Annotated in this window: 17 protein-coding genes; 7 read left to right on the top strand and 10 right to left on the bottom strand. The window is 41.4% G+C overall.

The genetic code is table 11. From position 1 onward, the window contains the following. Positions 1–12 precede the first annotated feature (12 nt). A complete protein-coding gene (locus PVK70_RS01845) occupies positions 13–1,050 on the top strand; it encodes a type IV pilus twitching motility protein PilT (protein WP_130046895.1) in 1,038 nt (345 codons plus the stop codon). Between the two features lie 2 nt (positions 1,051–1,052). After that, complete coding sequence (locus tag PVK70_RS01840; protein WP_130046894.1) at positions 1,053–2,159, top strand: PilT/PilU family type 4a pilus ATPase; 1,107 nt, start codon at positions 1,053–1,055, stop codon at positions 2,157–2,159. 139 nt (positions 2,160–2,298) lie between these two features. Here the strand turns inward: PVK70_RS01840 and ruvX are convergent, their stop codons facing one another. From ruvX to metK, 7 genes are all read right to left on the bottom strand, one after another. Further along, on the bottom strand, positions 2,299–2,724 hold the full coding sequence (gene ruvX / locus PVK70_RS01835) for a Holliday junction resolvase RuvX (RefSeq protein ID WP_130046893.1): 426 nt from the start codon (positions 2,722–2,724) through the stop codon (positions 2,299–2,301). Then, positions 2,721–3,284 carry a YqgE/AlgH family protein gene (locus tag PVK70_RS01830; RefSeq protein ID WP_130044342.1) on the bottom strand — a complete coding sequence of 188 codons (564 nt, stop codon included), beginning with the start codon at positions 3,282–3,284 and terminating at the stop codon, positions 2,721–2,723. The genes ruvX and PVK70_RS01830 overlap by 4 nt, the downstream gene beginning before the upstream one ends. An 83-nt stretch (positions 3,285–3,367) precedes the next feature. Then, a complete protein-coding gene (gene gshB / locus PVK70_RS01825) occupies positions 3,368–4,315 on the bottom strand; it encodes a glutathione synthase (protein WP_130044341.1) in 948 nt (315 codons plus the stop codon). A 13-nt stretch (positions 4,316–4,328) separates the two neighbouring features. Next, positions 4,329–5,060, bottom strand: coding sequence for a 16S rRNA (uracil(1498)-N(3))-methyltransferase (gene rsmE / locus PVK70_RS01820; RefSeq protein WP_130046892.1), 732 nt, complete (start codon positions 5,058–5,060; stop codon positions 4,329–4,331). Positions 5,061–5,138: 78 nt separating this feature from the next. Continuing rightward, entirely contained in the window at positions 5,139–5,843 is a 705-nt protein-coding gene (gene endA / locus PVK70_RS01815; protein ID WP_130044339.1) for a deoxyribonuclease I, read from the bottom strand. Positions 5,844–5,957: 114 nt separating this feature from the next. After that, a complete protein-coding gene (locus PVK70_RS01810; RefSeq protein WP_130046891.1) occupies positions 5,958–6,449 on the bottom strand; it encodes a SprT family zinc-dependent metalloprotease in 492 nt (163 codons plus the stop codon). Positions 6,450–6,735: 286 nt separating this feature from the next. After that, positions 6,736–7,890 carry a methionine adenosyltransferase gene (gene metK, locus PVK70_RS01805; protein ID WP_130046890.1) on the bottom strand — a complete coding sequence of 385 codons (1,155 nt, stop codon included), beginning with the start codon at positions 7,888–7,890 and terminating at the stop codon, positions 6,736–6,738. 386 nt (positions 7,891–8,276) lie between these two features. On the opposite strand from metK, the gene tkt reads away from it, so the two are divergent. The 4 genes from tkt to fbaA all read left to right on the top strand — a co-directional run bounded on the left by tkt (position 8,277) and on the right by fbaA (position 14,164). Further along, positions 8,277–10,271, top strand: a complete 1,995-nt coding sequence (gene tkt, locus PVK70_RS01800; RefSeq protein ID WP_130044336.1) for a transketolase — start codon at positions 8,277–8,279, stop codon at positions 10,269–10,271. 312 nt (positions 10,272–10,583) lie between these two features. Then, positions 10,584–11,603, top strand: coding sequence for an erythrose-4-phosphate dehydrogenase (epd, locus tag PVK70_RS01795; protein ID WP_130046956.1), 1,020 nt, complete (start codon positions 10,584–10,586; stop codon positions 11,601–11,603). A gap of 166 nt (positions 11,604–11,769) precedes the next feature. Then, positions 11,770–12,933, top strand: a complete 1,164-nt coding sequence (locus tag PVK70_RS01790; RefSeq protein WP_130046889.1) for a phosphoglycerate kinase — start codon at positions 11,770–11,772, stop codon at positions 12,931–12,933. A gap of 154 nt (positions 12,934–13,087) precedes the next feature. Continuing rightward, a complete protein-coding gene (fbaA, locus tag PVK70_RS01785) occupies positions 13,088–14,164 on the top strand; it encodes a class II fructose-bisphosphate aldolase (RefSeq protein ID WP_130044335.1) in 1,077 nt (358 codons plus the stop codon). A gap of 192 nt (positions 14,165–14,356) precedes the next feature. On the opposite strand, the gene srmB is transcribed toward fbaA, so the two are convergent. Both srmB and PVK70_RS01775 read right to left on the bottom strand, forming a co-directional pair. Beyond that, on the bottom strand, positions 14,357–15,601 hold the full coding sequence (gene srmB, locus PVK70_RS01780) for an ATP-dependent RNA helicase SrmB (RefSeq protein WP_130044334.1): 1,245 nt from the start codon (positions 15,599–15,601) through the stop codon (positions 14,357–14,359). 87 nt (positions 15,602–15,688) lie between these two features. Then, positions 15,689–16,393, bottom strand: coding sequence for a tRNA1(Val) (adenine(37)-N6)-methyltransferase (locus PVK70_RS01775; RefSeq protein ID WP_130046888.1), 705 nt, complete (start codon positions 16,391–16,393; stop codon positions 15,689–15,691). 287 nt (positions 16,394–16,680) lie between these two features. Between PVK70_RS01775 and brnQ the strand changes: the two genes are divergently transcribed. After that, positions 16,681–17,994: a branched-chain amino acid transport system II carrier protein gene (brnQ, locus tag PVK70_RS01770; protein ID WP_130046887.1), complete on the top strand. Its 1,314-nt coding sequence runs from the start codon at positions 16,681–16,683 to the stop codon at positions 17,992–17,994. 131 nt (positions 17,995–18,125) lie between these two features. Here the strand turns inward: brnQ and fldB are convergent, their stop codons facing one another. Next, positions 18,126–18,644 carry a flavodoxin FldB gene (gene fldB, locus PVK70_RS01765; protein WP_105054008.1) on the bottom strand — a complete coding sequence of 173 codons (519 nt, stop codon included), beginning with the start codon at positions 18,642–18,644 and terminating at the stop codon, positions 18,126–18,128. Positions 18,645–18,712: the final 68 nt, after the last annotated feature.

The raw sequence follows: 18,712 nt of genomic DNA, 5'->3' as shown, positions 1-18,712 counted from the left end.
CCGAGGAAAATTATGGACATCACAGAACTACTGGACTTTAGTGTAAAACAAAATGCGTCAGATCTACACCTATCTGCAGGAGTTCCTCCTATGGTGCGTGTAGATGGGGACGTTCGTAAACTGACATTACCCGATTTTACACACGCAGAAGTTCACCGTTTAGTGACGGACATTATGAATGATGCTCAGCGCAGTGAGTTTGAAGAAAAGTTAGAAGTCGATTTTTCATTTGAATTACCAAATCTTGGGCGCTTTCGTGTCAATGCATTTAACCAATCTCGTGGATGTGCAGCAGTATTTAGAACCATTCCTGTTGAGATCCCATCATTAGATCAACTTGTCGCACCAGAGATTTTTACTAATATCGCTAATTATCAAAAAGGGTTGGTATTAATTACAGGGCCAACAGGTTCTGGTAAATCAACGACGCTTGCAGCGATGGTTGATTACATTAATGAAAATCACAATAAGCACGTATTGACGATTGAAGATCCGATTGAGTTTGTGCACAAAAATAAGAAATGTTTGATTAACCAACGTGAAGTACATCGAGACACACACAGCTTTAAGGCGGCATTACGCTCAGCGCTACGTGAAGATCCTGATGTTATTTTGGTGGGTGAACTTCGTGACCAAGAAACCATTAGTTTAGCATTAACCGCCGCAGAAACGGGTCACTTGGTATTTGGCACCTTGCACACCAGTTCAGCAGCTAAAACCATTGACCGTATTATTGATGTATTCCCTGGCAGTGAGAAGTCCATGGTGCGCTCAATGTTGTCAGAATCATTAAAAGCGGTGGTCGCTCAGACATTGTTAAAGCGTAATGGTGGTGGTCGTGTGGCATGTCATGAAATTATGATCGCGACGCCTGCAATTCGTAACTTGATCCGAGAGGATAAAGTAGCGCAAATGTATTCTATTATTCAGACGGGTTCTTCTTTTGGTATGCAGACAATGGAACAAAATGCGAAGAAAATTATAGCACAAGGTCTAGTCGACCCTGATGAAGTGGCAAAAAAAGTTGATATCAGTAGTGTAGGTTTTTAACTATGAAGTTAGATCAACTGCTAGATAACATGGTACAGAAAAAAGCGTCTGATGTTTATATTACAGTGGATGCCCCATGTTTATTGCGTGTTCACGGTGAGTTTCAGCAGTTAGGTGAGAAACAGACGGTTGATTCTGTTACGGCATTATTAGCTGAAATGATGAGCGACGAGCGTCAAAAAGAGTTTAACCAAAAGCTAGAAGCCAATTTTGCGATTGTAAAAGAGATCGGCCGCTTTCGTGTTAGTGCGTTTTGGCAACGTGAGCAGCCGGGTGCGGTGATCCGTCGTATTGAAACAACAATACCTTCGATGGATTCGTTAAATTTACCTGAGGTAATGAAGGAACTTTCAATCTCTAAGCGAGGTTTGGTTCTTGTCGTTGGGGCAACAGGTTCGGGGAAATCCACGTCGATGGCAGCGATGACTGGCTATCGAAATGACAATCGTTACGGCCACATATTAACGGTAGAAGATCCGATTGAATTTGTTCATCCACATAATAAGTGCATTGTCACTCAGCGTGAAGTTGGCTTAGATACACAAAGCTATGAAGTGGCATTGAAGAACTCTTTACGACAAGCGCCAGATATGATTTTAATTGGTGAAATTCGTAGTCGTGAAACCATGGAATATGCAATGACGTTTGCAGAAACTGGCCACCTTTGTATGGCGACGCTGCATGCAAACAATGCCAACCAAGCATTAGAGCGTATTCTTCATTTAGTACCTAAAGATCATAAAGAGCAGTTCTTATTTGATCTTTCAATGAACTTAAAAGGGATCATTGCTCAGCAATTGGTGCCTGATATGAATGGTAATGGTCGCCATGGAGTTTATGAAGTGTTATTGAATACTCCTCGAATTTCAGATCTAATCCGCCGTGGAGATTTGCATGAGCTAAAAGCAACCATGGCAAAATCACGAGAGTCAGGCATGCAGACGTTTGATCAGTGTTTGTTTGATTTGGTTGTGGCAGAGAAAATTTCTGAGGAAGAGGCGTTGCATAGTGCGGACTCAGCGAATGACTTGAGGTTGATGTTAAAGACGAAGCGAGGGGATTCATTTAGCTCGTCGAAGCTTGATAATGTATCGATATCGTTAGATTAGAGCAGACGAAAATAAATTTTCTAGAGGTGGACTTTGTCCGAAGAGACGCTTCGCTTAAGAGTTCACATTATTAACTCTCAAGGCGAAGCCGTCTTTTAGCGAAGCGTCTCAAGCAACTTGTTGCGTCTGCTTTTAGATTTTAGCCCCACTGATTCTCAAACCAGCTTTCTAAAATCACTACCGCAGACTGGCAATCAATATTGCCTTTCGATAATGCTTTATAACCACCGTATTCAAACAAATCAGCGCGAGCCTCAGCGGTTGATAGGCGCTCGTCATGCAACTCAACTTGCTTACCAAAACGGCCATGCAGACGATTGGCAAATTTCTTTGCGCGAGGAGTGATGGTTTCGAGTTCTTTACCATGAAGATCGGTAGGTAAACCGACAACGATCAAATCTGGGTTCCACTCTTTAATTTGTTTTTCAATATCATCCCAATTAGGGGTGCCATCTTGAGCTTTAAATGCTTTTAATGGACTTGCAGTACCGGTGATCTCTTGACCAATGGCAGACCCAATACTCTTGGTGCCAAAATCGAATGCCATGATGGTACGTGAACTCATGCGTGTCCAACCTCGCTAGATAGGTTTGCTGGGCTAATGCCTAAAATTTCAATCGCTCTTCGCCAGCGATCAGGAATAGGGGTATCAAAAATAATCGAAGGATCAGCCTCTAAAACAAGCCAGCTGTTTTCGGACAGTTCTTGTTCAAGTTGTCCTGCATCCCACCCTGAATACCCAAGTGCAACCAAGTACTTACGTGGCTGAGATTCGGTACCAAGCGTCGCAAGAATATCCTTTGATGTAGTTACTGAAAGTTCGCTTGTCACTCGTATACTTGATGTATAGCGATCTTTCACTGAATGTAATACAAAGCCTCGATCATCAGATACAGGACCACCATTCAATACTGGTTGAGTTAAGGTTTGTGGAAAAATAATAGGAGAGGCGTTCTCTAGTTTTATTTGGTCGAGCATACCTTCCAATGAAATCGGAACCGTCTCATTAATACGCAGCCCCATGGTCCCCTCTGAATCATGCTCACAAATATAGATAACACTTCGATGGAAAAATGGGTCTTTCATACTTGGCATTGCTACTAAAAAATGGTTTTTTAAATCCACAAAGCCTCCTAAAAATTCAGGGTAACTAATGTTGCTTTGTCACTAAAGGGAGCGATGAACTCCCTTTGTTATGCAAGGCTCAATTAAGCGTTAATACGACGCTCGATAGCATCCATTAATTTGCCAGTGATTGAGATATCGAACGCAGCTTCGATTTCTTTAATGCAAGTCGGGCTAGTTACGTTGATTTCTGTCAGTTTGTCACCAATGACATCCAGACCTACAAAGATTAGACCTTTTTCTTTTAATGTTGGAGCAACGGCATTAGCAATCGCCCAGTCAGTCTCACTTAATGGACGCGCTTCACCCGTGCCGCCTGCGGCTAAGTTACCACGAGTTTCGCCTTTTGCTGGGATACGAGCTAAGCAGTAAGGCATTGGCTCTCCATCAACCACAAGAATGCGTTTGTCACCATTGCTGATATCTGGAACAAAGGTTTGTGCCATGCAGTAATTTTGTTCGTGATTAGTCAGTGTCTCAATGATAACAGATACGTTTGGATCGCCTGCTTTAACACGGAAGATTGATGCGCCGCCCATACCATCAAGTGGTTTTAGGATAATATCGCCATGCTCTTCGCGGAAGGCTTTAATTTTTTCAGCTTTACGCGTTACTAGTGTTGTTGGTGTTAACTCAGGGAACCAAGCAGTAAACAGTTTTTCGTTACAATCACGTAGGCTCTGAGGTTTATTAACAATCAATGCACCTTGAATTTCAGCACGCTCTAAAATGTAAGTTGCGTAGATATATTCAGTATCGAATGGAGGATCTTTACGCATTAGTACAGCATCAAGATCAGCAAGGTCGATAGTTTGCTCTGATTTGAATTCATACCAGCTTGTAGGGTCTTCTTTTAGTTCAACCACTTTGGTATCTGCAACTGCTTTACCTTGATCTAGGTGTAGGTCAGCCATTTCCATGTAATGGATTTCCCAGCCGCGCTTTTGTGCTTCAAGCATCATGGCAAAGCTAGAGTCTTTTTTGATGTTAATGGATGAGATAGGATCCATTACGATACCGAGTTTGATCATTGTATTTCTCCAGTTAGCCAAGATCGCCAAAACGAACTTGTAAGGCTGTAATTGCGGTAAGCGCTGCGGTTTCAGTTCTTAGAACTCGAGGACCAAGCAACGTTTCTTCAAATTGATATTGTTCTGTCATGTTAATTTCGTCAGACGATAAACCGCCTTCAGGGCCAATTAACAAGCGCACATTTGTCACGGGTTCCGGCAATGTATTGATCGAGTATTTTGCTCTTGGATGAAGGTTTAGTTTTAATCCGTCATACTCTTCAGCACACCACTCTTCTAAAGACATAATTGGGCGAATTTCAGGAACCGTATTACGACCACATTGTTCACAGGCGGCAATCGCTATTTTTTGCCACTGCTCGAGTTTTTTCTCGAAACGCTCTTTATTTAGCTTCACGCCACAACGTTCTGAAATAAGAGGAGTAATGGTATTAACCCCTAGCTCGACAGATTTTTGAATAGTGAATTCCATTTTATCACCACGAGAAACCACTTGGCCTAAGTGTAAATTTAATGGAGATTCACTGCTGCGCTCTATACGTTCGCTGATCTCAACTTCTACGCTTTTCTTTGATGCGGAAGTAATTACAGCAGGAAACTCAGCACCGCTGCCATCAAACAGTAATACGGCTTCACCTTCTTTCATTCGCATAACGCGGCCAACATGGTTAGCTGCATCATCGCTTAAATTAATTTTTCCTTGTGAAGGAAGCAGTTCGGGATGATGGATTCTTGGTATTCTCATGGTCTACTTTTCTTTAACTATCTTACATTTAAGGATGGAGGTTAATGGTTGCTTTTTCAACCTCTAAGTTAGTCTATGTTATTTCATACAGGCTTTATAGACAAATTGGTTATGGTTACCTTGAATTTTAGCAATACGTTTATCACGCTCACATTCCCATGCTGAGACAGGGTATTGTTTATTCCACGCTTCCATTAATTGACGCTGTGCTTTGGATAAATTAAAACGATATTCATTATTCATGTATAAATAAGTACGAGCAATGGCACCTCTAGATTGTGCTGGCGGCTCTGCTACACGGCCTTTAAAATCAACTTTAAAAGCACATTGCCCATAATTGGCCCCTTTATTACCGTTCCATTGTGAAAAACGGAAATTAGAACGATCACCATTCACTTCGCCAATGGCTGGAACTAAGTTGTGTAAGTCAGCTTCCATCATTTTGAATTGTTTGTCTTTGCGGGTGCAATTCTTGCGTCCACCATCTTGCCAGCATTGGCGTTGATGGCCAAACTGCCAAGCTGGGACTACGTGCTCCCACTCGATGCGGCTAGCACGCTTTTCTTGTTTACGAACGTCATAACCACAACTTTGTAAGTCAGGAATACCTTTCTTTTTATCTTTCCATGTAATGTCACAGCCACAATAGAAAGAAGTTGGGTGATCAAGATAGATTTTCACGGCTAGTTTTTTAGCTTTAGAAAATGAGGAAGGGGGAGCTGAAAGTGCATTGAAGCTGAAAGTTATCGCGATGATGCTAATAACTAAGCGAATTAATGTCATGGTAAACCTACTGATTATTATATTAATACAGTAAGGGTAGCCTATTGTTAATTCGCATTATAGATAAATTAATTACTAGGATAAAAAACAGCTGAAATATGTACATTCATACCGCTATGAGCGAGGTTTAATCCATTTTAGTGGGGACTGACACGCTTTACAGAGGTATTGAGTTTCTTTACGTTGAACTCGATTATGACGGCGAACAGTAAGTTCGTGTGTTGTGCATTTGCAACGATAAGGAAAGGTTTTTCCCTTTACCGAATCAACACTAAAGCTGTGCGTGGTTCTTGCTGGTAAATTGAAAACTTGATTCATCACACCTTGCCACTCTTTGCCGTGAGGGCGCACTCGACCATATAGCTTGAATGTGATTAGGTGAGCGATTTCATGAGGGATCACTTCATTAATAAAGGTGTGTTGATTCTCTTCTAATAAAACAGGGTTAATACGAATTTCCCAACCTTGAAGGCGAGCCGTCCCTGCGATTTTTCCACGCTGAGTAAATTTAATTTCTGGTAAAGAAAAAGGGCGATTAAAAAAAGTAGAAGCTTGTTGAATGCATTGCTGAGCTTTAGCTATGGATGCTTGCTGAAGTGGTGTCATTGAATCTCTTTATTTTTAGTATTTAATACCAATCTACATAAGTATTTGATCATTCTTGCTTGTTAAAATCGATTATATCAGCGTTATAAATTTTGTAATTAGATCCTCTAGTTACTGTAATTTATGCCTTGCTCTAATCGATTTTTCCTAAGCAATTATCTGAACAACGACTTATCCAGAATGGTATAAGTTTTAATACCAAGGTAATTATAAAGAGTATATGGGGCTAGAAAACAAAAAAGGAAGCCGAAGCTCCCTTTTAAATTCAGGGATAAGTAATTAATGCTTACTTAATGCCTGCGAAATCACGAAGGATGTCTGCTTTATCTGTTGCTTCCCATGGGAACTCTTCACGACCGAAGTGACCGTATGCTGCCGTCTTCTTGTAGATTGGCTGAAGAAGGTTAAGCATTTCTTGTAGGCCGTACGGGCGTAGGTCGAAGTGCTGACGAACCGCTTCAATGATGATGTCGTGAGATACTTTTTCAGTACCAAAGGTTTCAACCATGATTGATGTTGGATCTGCAACACCGATAGCGTATGAAAGTTGAATTTCACAACGATCAGCCATGCCTGCAGCAACAATGTTTTTCGCTACGTAACGTGCTGCGTATGCTGCTGAACGGTCAACTTTTGATGGATCTTTACCAGAGAATGCACCGCCACCGTGACGAGCTGCGCCGCCGTAAGTATCAACGATGATTTTACGACCAGTCAGGCCACAGTCACCCATTGGGCCACCGATAACAAAGCGACCTGTTGGGTTAATAAAGAACTTAGTCTCTTTATTTAACCATTCTGCAGGAAGTACTGGCTTGATGATCTCTTCCATTACCGCTTCACGAAGATCTGGAGTGGTTACTGAATCACAGTGTTGTGTTGAAAGAACAACAGCATCAATACCAACAATCTTACCTTGGTCATATTGGAATGTTACTTGAGATTTTGCATCTGGACGTAAGAAATCCAGTTTTCCGCTCTTACGTACTTCAGCTTGCTTTTTAACAAGTAGGTGAGAGTAAGTAATTGGAGCAGGCATTAAGATAGGTGTTTCGTTTGTTGCGTAACCAAACATGATGCCTTGGTCGCCCGCGCCTTGTTCTTTTGGATCGGCTTTATCAACGCCTTGGTTGATGTCAGGAGATTGCTTACCAATTGTGTTTAATACTGCACAAGAGTTCGCATCAAAGCCCATATCTGAATGAACATAACCGATATCACGAACGGTTTCACGAGTGATTTCTTCGATATCAACCCACGCAGAAGTAGTTACTTCACCACCGACCATAACCATGCCCGTTTTTACGTACGTTTCACAAGCAACACGAGCTTTTGGATCTTGTTCTAAGATCGCATCAAGTACTGCATCTGAAATTTGGTCGGCAATTTTATCTGGATGACCTTCTGATACAGACTCAGAGGTAAATAGGTGCTTAGCCATAAGGGAGCTCCACTTCTATAAATAATAAGTTCTAAAAATACCCACAATCTATATAAGTCTATACGTATAACAGTGTAGGCGTTTTTCCATCTAGACGGCTATAATAGAGGAATATTGATTAATTACAACTCATTTCATAGAAGAAAATAAATATAAGACATAACCAATCGTTTGCGTCTGAACATGGGATTTACTTCAGCAAACAAGGTTTTCTTTCAAAATCGTGAAAAAAAGCGCTTTATTTTATAAGTAATCGTTTGCAGTGCAGATAAGCCTTTGCGACAATACGGACCTGCAAATTTAGGTTAATTCATAACGATGAGTTAGCCAGTCAAGAGTTAACTAGCTCAATAAACATATAGTCCTTCGAATTTTCAGGAGCAGGCATGTCTTCACGTAAACATCTAGCAAATGCAATCCGCGCTTTAAGCATGGATGGTGTTCAACAAGCAAATTCTGGTCACCCTGGCGCACCTATGGGTATGGCAGACATCGCTGAAGTATTATGGCGTAGCCACCTAAATCACAACCCACAGAATCCAGAGTGGGCTGATCGCGACCGTTTCATTCTTTCTAATGGTCACGGTTCAATGCTGATTTACTCTCTGCTTCACCTTTCTGGTTATGACCTTTCTATCGAAGACTTAAAAAACTTCCGTCAGTTGCATTCTAAAACACCAGGTCACCCTGAGTACGGTTATGCACCAGGTATCGAAACAACGACTGGTCCATTAGGTCAAGGCATCACAAACGGTGTTGGTATGGCAATGGCTGAGAAAGCATTGGCAGCGCAATTTAACCGTGAAGGCCATGATATCGTTGACCACAACACTTACGTGTTCATGGGCGACGGTTGTTTAATGGAAGGTATCTCTCACGAAGCGTGTTCTTTAGCGGGTACTCTTGGTCTTGGTAAGCTAGTTGCTTTCTGGGATGACAACGGTATTTCTATTGATGGTGAAGTTGAAGGTTGGTTCTCTGATGACACACCTAAACGTTTTGAAGCGTACGGCTGGCATGTAATCCCGGCGGTTGATGGTCACGATGCTGATGCAATCAACGCTGCAATTATTGCAGCAAAAGCGGACCCTCGTCCGACGTTGATCTGTACTAAAACAGTGATTGGCTTTGGTTCTCCAAACAAGCAAGGTACACACGACTGTCATGGTGCTCCACTAGGTGCTGATGAAATTGCAGCAACTAAGAAAGCATTAGGCTGGGAGTTCGGCGCATTTGAAATTCCAACAGACGTGGCTGCTGAGTGGGATGCAAAAGAAGCGGGTTCTGAAAAAGAAGCAGCTTGGAATGCTAAATTTGATGCGTATGCAGCGGCATACCCTGAGCTTGCAGCTGAATACAAGCGTCGTGTAAATGGCGATTTACCTGCAGAGTGGGAAGAAAAAGCATCGGCAATCATTGCAGATCTTCAAGCGAACCCTGCAAATATCGCTTCACGTAAAGCTTCTCAAAATGCACTAGAAGCGTTTGGTGCTATGTTACCTGAATTCATGGGTGGCTCTGCTGACCTTGCGCCTTCTAACCTAACTATGTGGTCTGGTTCTAAGTCTCTAACTGCTGAAGATTTCTCTGGTAACTACATTCACTACGGTGTGCGTGAGTTTGGTATGACGGCGATCATGAACGGTATTGCTCTGCACGGTGGTTTCGTACCGTACGGCGCAACTTTCCTAATGTTCATGGAGTACGCTCGTAACGCAATGCGCATGGCTGCACTGATGAAAGTGCAAAACATCCAAGTTTACACGCATGACTCTATCGGTCTTGGCGAAGATGGCCCAACTCACCAACCAGTTGAGCAAATTGCTTCTCTACGTCTAACACCAAACATGAGCACATGGCGCCCATGTGACCAAGTTGAATCTGCAGTTGCATGGAAACTGGCTATCGAGCGTAAAGATGGTCCTTCTTCTTTAATCTTCTCTCGTCAAAACCTTGCACAGCAAGAGCGTACACAAGAGCAAGTAGCAAACATTGCTAAGGGTGCTTACATCCTAAAAGATTGTGAAGGCCAACCTGAGCTTATCCTTATTGCAACAGGTTCTGAAGTCGAACTAGCGGTTGAAGCTGCGGCTCAACTGACTGCTGAAGGTAAATCAGTACGTGTTGTTTCTATGCCATCTACTGATGCATTTGATAAACAAGACGAAGCGTACCGTGAAGCGGTTTTACCATCATCAGTAACTAAGCGTATCGCTGTTGAAGCGGGTATTGCTGATTTCTGGTACAAGTACGTTGGTTTCGGTGGCAAGATCATAGGTATGACAACGTTTGGTGAATCTGCACCTGCTGATGAGCTATTCAAAATGTTTGGTTTCACTACAGAAAACGTAGTAAACACAGCAAAAGAGCTTTTGGCTTAATTAAATAAAAGCATTCGCTTAATTTAGTGATAAGTCATACATAAAATTGAAAGCGAAGTTATCGAAAGGTGGCTTCGCTTTTTTGATCCTTTAAGAGATAATACCAATCTACATAAGTATTTGATCATTCTTGCTTGTTAAAATCGATTATATCTGCGTTATAAATTTTGTAATTAGATCCACTAGTTACTGTAATTTATGCCTTGCTCTAATCGATTTTTCCTATGCAATTATTTGAACAACTACTTATCCAGAATGGTATAATGGAAAAGGGTACAATAGCCTTAAATGGAATTGAGGAAACAAAGCGTTATGTTGAGAGTGGCGATAAATGGATTTGGTCGAATTGGGCGTAGCGTACTTCGCGCGTTGTATGAAAGTGGTAAACGCGATCAAATTGAAGTGGTAGCGGTTAATGAATTATCGCAGCCAGAAGGCATGGCTCATCTTCTTCAGTACGATTCTACGCATGGACGCTTTGCCCATAAAGTCACTCATGATCAAGAATATCTTTATATCGATTTCCCTGATGGCTCTCAAGATAAGATTAGAATCGTACATCAAGCGGATCTTTCTCTTTTGCCGTGGCAATCATTAGGTGTTGATTTGGTTTTGGACTGTACAGGGGTTTATGGATCTAAAGCGGATGGTGAAAAGCACATCGAAGCAGGCGCTAAAAAAGTTCTGTTTTCTCATCCTGGTGGTACTGATTTAGATAACACAATTATCTATGGCGTGAATCACGATACATTATTACCAGAGCACCGAATTGTGTCGAATGGCTCTTGCACCACCAATTGTATTATTCCTGTGATTAAAGCCATTGATGATGCGTTTGGGATTGATTCTGGCACCATTACCACTATCCATTCTTCTATGAATGACCAGCAAGTGATTGATGCTTATCACTCTGATTTGCGTCGAACTCGAGCGGCAAGCCAATCAATTATTCCTGTTGATACTAAATTGCATAAAGGTATTGAGCGAATATTTCCGAAATTTTCCAACAAGTTTGAAGCGATTTCCGTGCGAGTGCCGACAGTAAATGTCACCGCGATGGATTTAAGTGTAACAATTAATACAAATGTGAAAGTTAATGACATAAATCAAACCATTGTTAACGCATCTCGGTGTACATTACATAACATTGTTGACTATACTGAAGCACCGCTTGTTTCTATCGACTTTAATCATGATCCCCATAGCGCCATTGTCGATGGGTCGCAAACAAGGGTGAGTAATGGGCATTTAGTTAAAATGCTAGTCTGGTGCGATAACGAGTGGGGATTTGCTAATCGGATGTTAGATACCGCATTAGTAATGAGAAAATAAAAGCATCAATCAAACAATTTGTGATGGAAAGAGAAAAAAGATTAATTTTCACCTTGAAAAAAGTGAACTCCATCCCTATTTACTGAATAATGCAGTAAGAATTTAATCGGTTTGGCAATGATGCCGAGCTTGAAAACTTTTTATTATTTAATTGAGAGGACAAAACATGTCTGTAATCAAGATGACTGACCTGGAACTTGCAGGTAAACGCGTATTTATCCGTGCTGACCTAAACGTACCAGTTAAAGATGGTAAAGTAACTTCTGATGCTCGTATCCTTGCATCTCTACCAACTATCAAGCTTTGCTTGGAAGCTGGCGCTAAAGTAATGGTTACTTCTCACCTAGGTCGTCCAACGGAAGGCGAGTACAACGAAGAGTTCTCTCTAGCTCCTGTAGTTAACTACTTAAATGACGCACTAGATTGTGACGTTAAACTAGCGAAAGATTACGTAGATGGTCTTGAATTAAACGCTGGTGAGCTAGTTGTTCTTGAAAACGTTCGCTTTAACAAAGGCGAGAAGAAGAACGAAGAAGAGCTTTCTAAAAAATACGCAGCATTATGTGACATCTTCGTAATGGACGCATTTGGTACTGCTCACCGTGCACAAGCATCTACTCACGGTGTTGGCATGAACGCTCCTGTAGCGTGTGCTGGTCCTCTTCTAGCAGCTGAACTTGAAGCACTTGGTAAAGCAATGGACAACCCAGCTCGTCCATTAGTTGCTATCGTTGGTGGCTCTAAAGTATCTACTAAGCTGACTGTTCTTGAGTCTCTATCTAAAATCGCTGACCAACTTGTTGTTGGTGGTGGTATCGCGAACACATTCATCGCTGCTGAAGGCCACAATGTAGGTAAGTCTTTATACGAAGCTGACCTAGTTGAGACTGCTCAAAAATTAATGAAAGAGTGTGCAATCCCAGTAGCTACTGATGTTGCATGTGCAAAAGCATTTGATGAAAACGCTGAAGCTGAAATCAAGCACGTTTCTGAAGTACAAGACGACGACATGATCTTCGACCTTGGTCCAGATTCAACAGCTGCTCTTGCTGAAATCATCAGCAACGCAAAAACAATTCTTTGGAATGGCCCAGTTGGCGTATTTGAATTCAAAAACTTTGAAGCAGGTACTGCGGGTATTTCTAAAGCAATCGCTGATTCTGAAGGTTTCTCTGTAGCAGGTGGTGGTGATACGCTAGCAGCTATCGATAAGTTCGGTATCAAAGCTGACGTTTCTTACATTTCTACAGGTGGCGGTGCATTCCTTGAGTTCGTTGAAGGTAAAGTACTTCCTGCAGTAGCAATGCTTGAAGAGCGTGCTAAAGCATAATTATTTAAAAGCGGGAATCTAATCATTCCCGCTTTTTACGTTTGTTGATGACCATGTTTATTGATACAATAGCAAGAGTTGTGAGCAAACGTTTGCAAAAATTTAAACGTAAGTTTTTTAATTTTAAAACGATAGAATAAATAGGACTATTTCCATGTCTAAGATCTTCGATTTTGTAAAACCTGGTGTTATTTCTGGCGACGACGTACAGAAAGTATTTGAAGTAGCAAAAGAAAACAAATTTGCTCTTCCTGCTGTAAACGTAGTTAACACAGATTCAATCAACGGCGTTTTAGAAGCTGCTTCTAAAGTTAAAGCTCCTGTTGTTGTTCAGTTCTCTAACGGCGGTGCTGGTTTCTTCGCTGGTAAAGGCGTTAAACTTGAAGGTCAAGGTGCACAAATCCTTGGTGCTGTAGCTGGTGCAAAATACGTACACGCTGTTGCTGAATCTTACGGTGTTCCAGTTATTCTTCACACTGACCACGCTGCTAAGAAACTTCTTCCATGGATCGACGGTCTACTAGACGCTGGTGAAGAGTTCTTCGCTCAAACTGGTAAGCCTCTATTCTCTTCTCACATGATCGACCTTTCTGAAGAGTCTCTAGAAGAAAACATCGAAATCTCTGGCCAATACCTTGCGCGTATGGCTAAGATGAACATGACTCTAGAAATCGAACTAGGTTGTACTGGTGGTGAAGAAGACGGCGTTGATAACTCTGATATGGACGCATCTGAGCTTTACACTTCTCCTGAAGATGTTGCATACGCATACGAGAAACTAACGGCTATCAGCCCACGTTTCACTATCGCTGCATCTTTCGGTAACGTACACGGTGTTTACCAAGCTGGTAACGTTGTACTTACTCCAACTATCCTACGTGACTCTCAAGCATACTGTGCAGAGAAGTTTGGTATCGCACCTAACGCTCTAAACTTCGTATTCCACGGTGGTTCTGGTTCTTCTGAAGCAGAAATCCAAGAGTCTATCGGTTACGGTGTTATCAAAATGAACATCGATACTGATACACAGTGGGCTACATGGGATGGTATCCGTACTTACTCTGCTGAAAACTTCGATTTCCTACAAGGTCAAATCGGTAACCCAACTGGCGAAGCTGCGCCAAACAAGAAGTACTACGATCCACGCGTATGGTTACGTGCTGGTCAAGCTTCTATGGTTACTCGTCTTGAGAAAGCATTTGCTGACCTTAACGCAATCGACGTACTATAATTTTTATTATAGACAGCTCGAATTGAGTTAATAAAAAACCCGCTGATTAGCGGGTTTTTTTATGTCTGAATTCTTTAAGCGAAGCGATCTGAAGCCTATCTATTTCTTTTTAAAATAAAAAAGCAGCCTGTAATACAGACTGCTTTTATCGTTTCTAGCGCGTAGCGTTCTAGCTAGCGAAGCGTATAGAAATTACTTTTTCTTTTTCTTCTTCGGTGCGTTTTTCTTCGCTAGAGCCGCTTTCTTCTTCGCATTTTTTTTCTGTTTGTTTTTGAAAACAGGTTTTTTATGCTGAGGTTTTAAGCCCTCAATAAAGCGCTCTTTAATCACTTCTTCTTCTTTTACGTAACGGCCAACACGTTCCATCATTGGTTGGTCATGTGCTTCGATTAACGAAACAGCACTACCTTTATTACCCGCACGAGCAGTACGACCGATACGGTGTAGGTACACGTCAGCAGTACGAGGCATATCAAAGTTAATTACATGGCTTACGTTTGGTAAATCGATACCACGAGCAGCAACGTCGGTTGCAATAAGCACATTCACTTTACCATCACGGAAACGAGCAATAGCGTTGTTACGGCTCTCTTGTGGCATATCGCCTTGTAACCATGCACATGAAATCTTAGCGGTTTCTAAGTGGCCGCGAAGCTCAGCAAGACGCTCGCGCGTTTTAACAAAGACAATTGAGCGCTCAGCTTGTTGAGTTAAGATGCTTTTTAATAGCTCAATTTTATGAGGCATATTATCGGCACGGTGATACCACTGTGTGATCTTCTTACGCTCACGACGTGATGGCTCAGCATTAATTTCAGCTGGCTCATTCAGTAGGTCGGCAGTGAAACCTTCGACACCACGACCTTCTAATGTTGCAGAGAACAAGAAGGTTTGTTTACGCCAGCGACACTCTTTTGAAAGACGGTCAACTACAGGGCCAAAGCCCATGTCTAGCATGCGGTCAGCTTCATCAAGGATCAGTGTTTCAATCGCTCGACAGTCAAAGCGCTCAGCTTCAATGTATTCCATCAAACGACCTGGTGTAGCGACAACGATATCTTGAGTAGTAGCAAGAATATCAGCGTGATCTTGGTAGCTAATGCCGCCAGTGATCGTAAATACTTTATGGCGTGTGTACTTTGATAATTCACGAGCTTCATCGGCCACTTGAATAGCAAGTTCACGAGTTGGCGTCAGGATCAGAATACGCGCAGGTCCTGGATCACGACGAGGGAAATCATCAAGATGTTGCAATGCAGGTAATAAGAAAGCCGCAGATTTACCTGTGCCTGTTGGAGCAGAAGCAAGAATGTCTTTTCCTTCTAATGCTTCAGGAATAGCCATAGCCTGAACTTGAGTTGGACGTTGATAACCAATCTCCTCAAGAGCGCGCAGTAGGTTAGGGGATAGATCGAGATCAGCAAACGTTTTGATCACTGTAGATTCTCCGTTCAGGTCTAAAGAGTATAAATATGATGTTAGCCAGACATTATAGTGATTTATTAGAGATGGATCACCGATCTTTTAGTCCATATTCAGATAAAAGCATCTTGTGAGCTTAATAAAGTCATCACTATAGCCATTTCCACTGTGTATTATTAATGTATTCTCTTGATAATCATAAGGAAAAGAAGATATCTCTATCAGCAATCGAGAGGTATCTTTTTTTTCGGTTGTTTTTACATTTGTCAGTTTTGTTAAGCGAAAACCGAGAGTTTTGGCTATTTCGATAAATTGCTTCCCTTCAAAAAGAGGAAGAATGAAGCTGGCTCGCCCCTTAGGTGAAAGTAGTTTTTTGCACTGAGTTAATAAATCACTGAAAGGTAAACTGTCTGTATGACGGGCAGATGAGCGTTCGCCTTTTTGTGATTGTTCACCGCTAGTAAAGTAAGGAGGGTTACAAATAATAGCTTCGTATTGCGTTTTTGATGAATAGCTTAAAATATTCTGATGAAATACCTTAATACGATCTGACCATGGTGAATGAGTAATATTTTTAGTTGCTACTTCTACTGCAATAGGCATTAATTCAACCGCGTCAATAACGCTCGATACTTCGCGTTGTGCGCACATTAAGCTTAATAACCCTGTCCCACAACCAATGTCTAATATGGATTGGCATTTATTAATATCAGCCCAAGCACCGAGTAACACACCGTCTGTGCTTACCGGCATCCCGCATTGACCTATATCGATATGAAATTGTTTGAAAGTGAAGCTTTTATTCATGGCTGTTCCAATATAGCAATAGTTGTTAATCTTGTAATTATATTGTTAATTAGTTTGGTGTTCTATTTTTGATCTTTTGTTGATTCTTTTAATGTTAACTGATCACTCTTTTATAAAAGCAATTAACAGAGTAATAAACTGCTTATTGAGCGTGTAGCAATTCAATTATGGTGTTTTTCTCTGGGCTATTGCGAATTATCGATAATTTGTTCATTATTCTGACATAAGTATCAAAAAAGATATAAAACACAACATTAAATACACACAACATTATACAAGGGTTTCTTATGAAACAGTCATTAAAACTCACCGATATCATTGCCGTAGGCTTTATGCTTTTTGCCTTCTTCTTAGGCGCTGGTAATATCATTTTTCCACCAATCGCAGGCCAAATGGCGGGTGAGCACGTATACAGTGCTATGGGTGGATTTCTCATTACCGCGGTCGGTTTACCACTATTAACTATTATTGCTATCGGTATTGCTGGTGGTTCTTGGCAACAATTGACTCGTGATTTACCACCAAAAGTAGCGATGATTATGGCCATCTTAATGTTTGTGATTATTGGGCCTGCGTTTGCTGCACCACGAACTGGTTTGGTTGCGTATGAAATGGCGGCAAAACCATTTATGTCAGCAGAGGCTGGACAGTTATCTTTAACGCTATTCTCAATTGCCTTCTTCTCAATCGCAATGTTTTTTGCATGGTCTCAAGGTAAGCTTATCGATACGATAGGTAAGTTCCTAACACCAGCACTATTCATCGGTTTAATCATTTTAGCAATTGCGGTATTTGTTAATCCACAAGGTGATATTGTGGCAGCAACGGGTAACTATATTGAGCAACCATTAACGACTGGTTTCTTTGAAGGTTATAACACCATGGATACCTTTGGTGCGTTAATGTTTGGTATTTTAATTATTGATGCATTAAAAAAGAAAGGCATTACAGAGCATAAAGCAACGACTAAGTATTTAACGGCTGCGGGTTGTATTGCAGCATTAGGCTTAGCATTTGTTTATGTCTCTCTATTCTATTTAGGGGCAACGTCAAGTGCAGTTGCGCCTGGTGCAGCCAACGGTGGTGCGATTCTAACGGCTTACACTCATGCACTGTTTGGTTCTTCAGGCCAAATCGTATTATCAGTTATCGTATTAATTGCATGTCTAACCACGGCTATTGGTCTTATCTCTGCATGTGCAGACTACTTTAGTTCTATCTGTAAAGTGACGTACAAAACATGGGTTATTGTTGTTGGTGTTGCTTGTGCAGTGGTTGCTAACGTGGGCCTAACACAGTTAATTGCTTTATCTGTACCTGTTTTATTCTTACTTTACCCAGTGGCGATTGCTTTAGTTGCATTAGCGTTTGTTCGTAAGATGATGCCAAACCCTCGTCTTGCATATCGTGTTGTAATTTTAGTTGCGACGTGTTTTGCGGTACTAGATGCAGCGAAAGTGGCAGGAGCGGATATGTCAGCGTTCTCAATGCTACCATTATTTAATCATGGTATGGCTTGGGTTATCCCAACGTTTGTGTCGATGATTGCTGTTCGTTTTGTTGGTAAGAAAGAAGACGAGCTAGTGACTGAAAACGCATAATTAAAAGATAAGGGTTCAGATCGGTCGCAAGCTCCCTTAAAGGATTCAGAGGTGATTGCTGTAAGCTGTAATGGTTTCAGCAAACTCCTCTGAACTCTTCAAGCGAAGCGATCTGAATTCTATATTTTGCTTTAAAGTGAATCGTGATACTCCACTAACACCTGCTCACACCATTGTTCAATACGCTCATCACTCTTATCATATTGACTGTCTTCATCTAATGCCAAACCAACAAAGTGAGATTCATCTTCAGTCAACGCTTTTGATGCATCAAACTGATAGCCTTCGTTCTTCCAATAGCCAATGAACTTCGCGTTTGTTGCTTTTAATTCATCGTGCAACAACCCCATCGCATCTAAGAACCATTCGCCATAGCCTTCTTGATCACCAAGGCCAAATAGAGCAATAGTTTTACCTTCTAGAGAAAGGCCATCTAACTCTTCCCATACGGCTAGCCAGTCTTCTTGAATTTCACCAAAATCCCATGTTGATATGCCAAGTAACAGCAGATCGTAATCGTTCATTGTGGCTACTGGTGTCTCCTTAATATTGTAGATATCAACCAGTTCTTCACCCATGATTGCTCTGATTTTTTCAGAAGCCATTTCGGTGTAACAAGTGGAAGAGCCGTAAAACAGACCAATTTTCATTTTAACTACCATATTAATGAGGACGAAAGCCTAGTGTACCGCAAATGATTCTTAAAATTAAACTTGCA

This window comes from Aliivibrio sp. A6 (assembly GCF_028765505.1).
Taxonomy (GTDB): Bacteria; Pseudomonadota; Gammaproteobacteria; order Enterobacterales; family Vibrionaceae; genus Aliivibrio; species Aliivibrio finisterrensis_A.
This window is presented reverse-complemented; position numbering and strand designations above follow the sequence as displayed.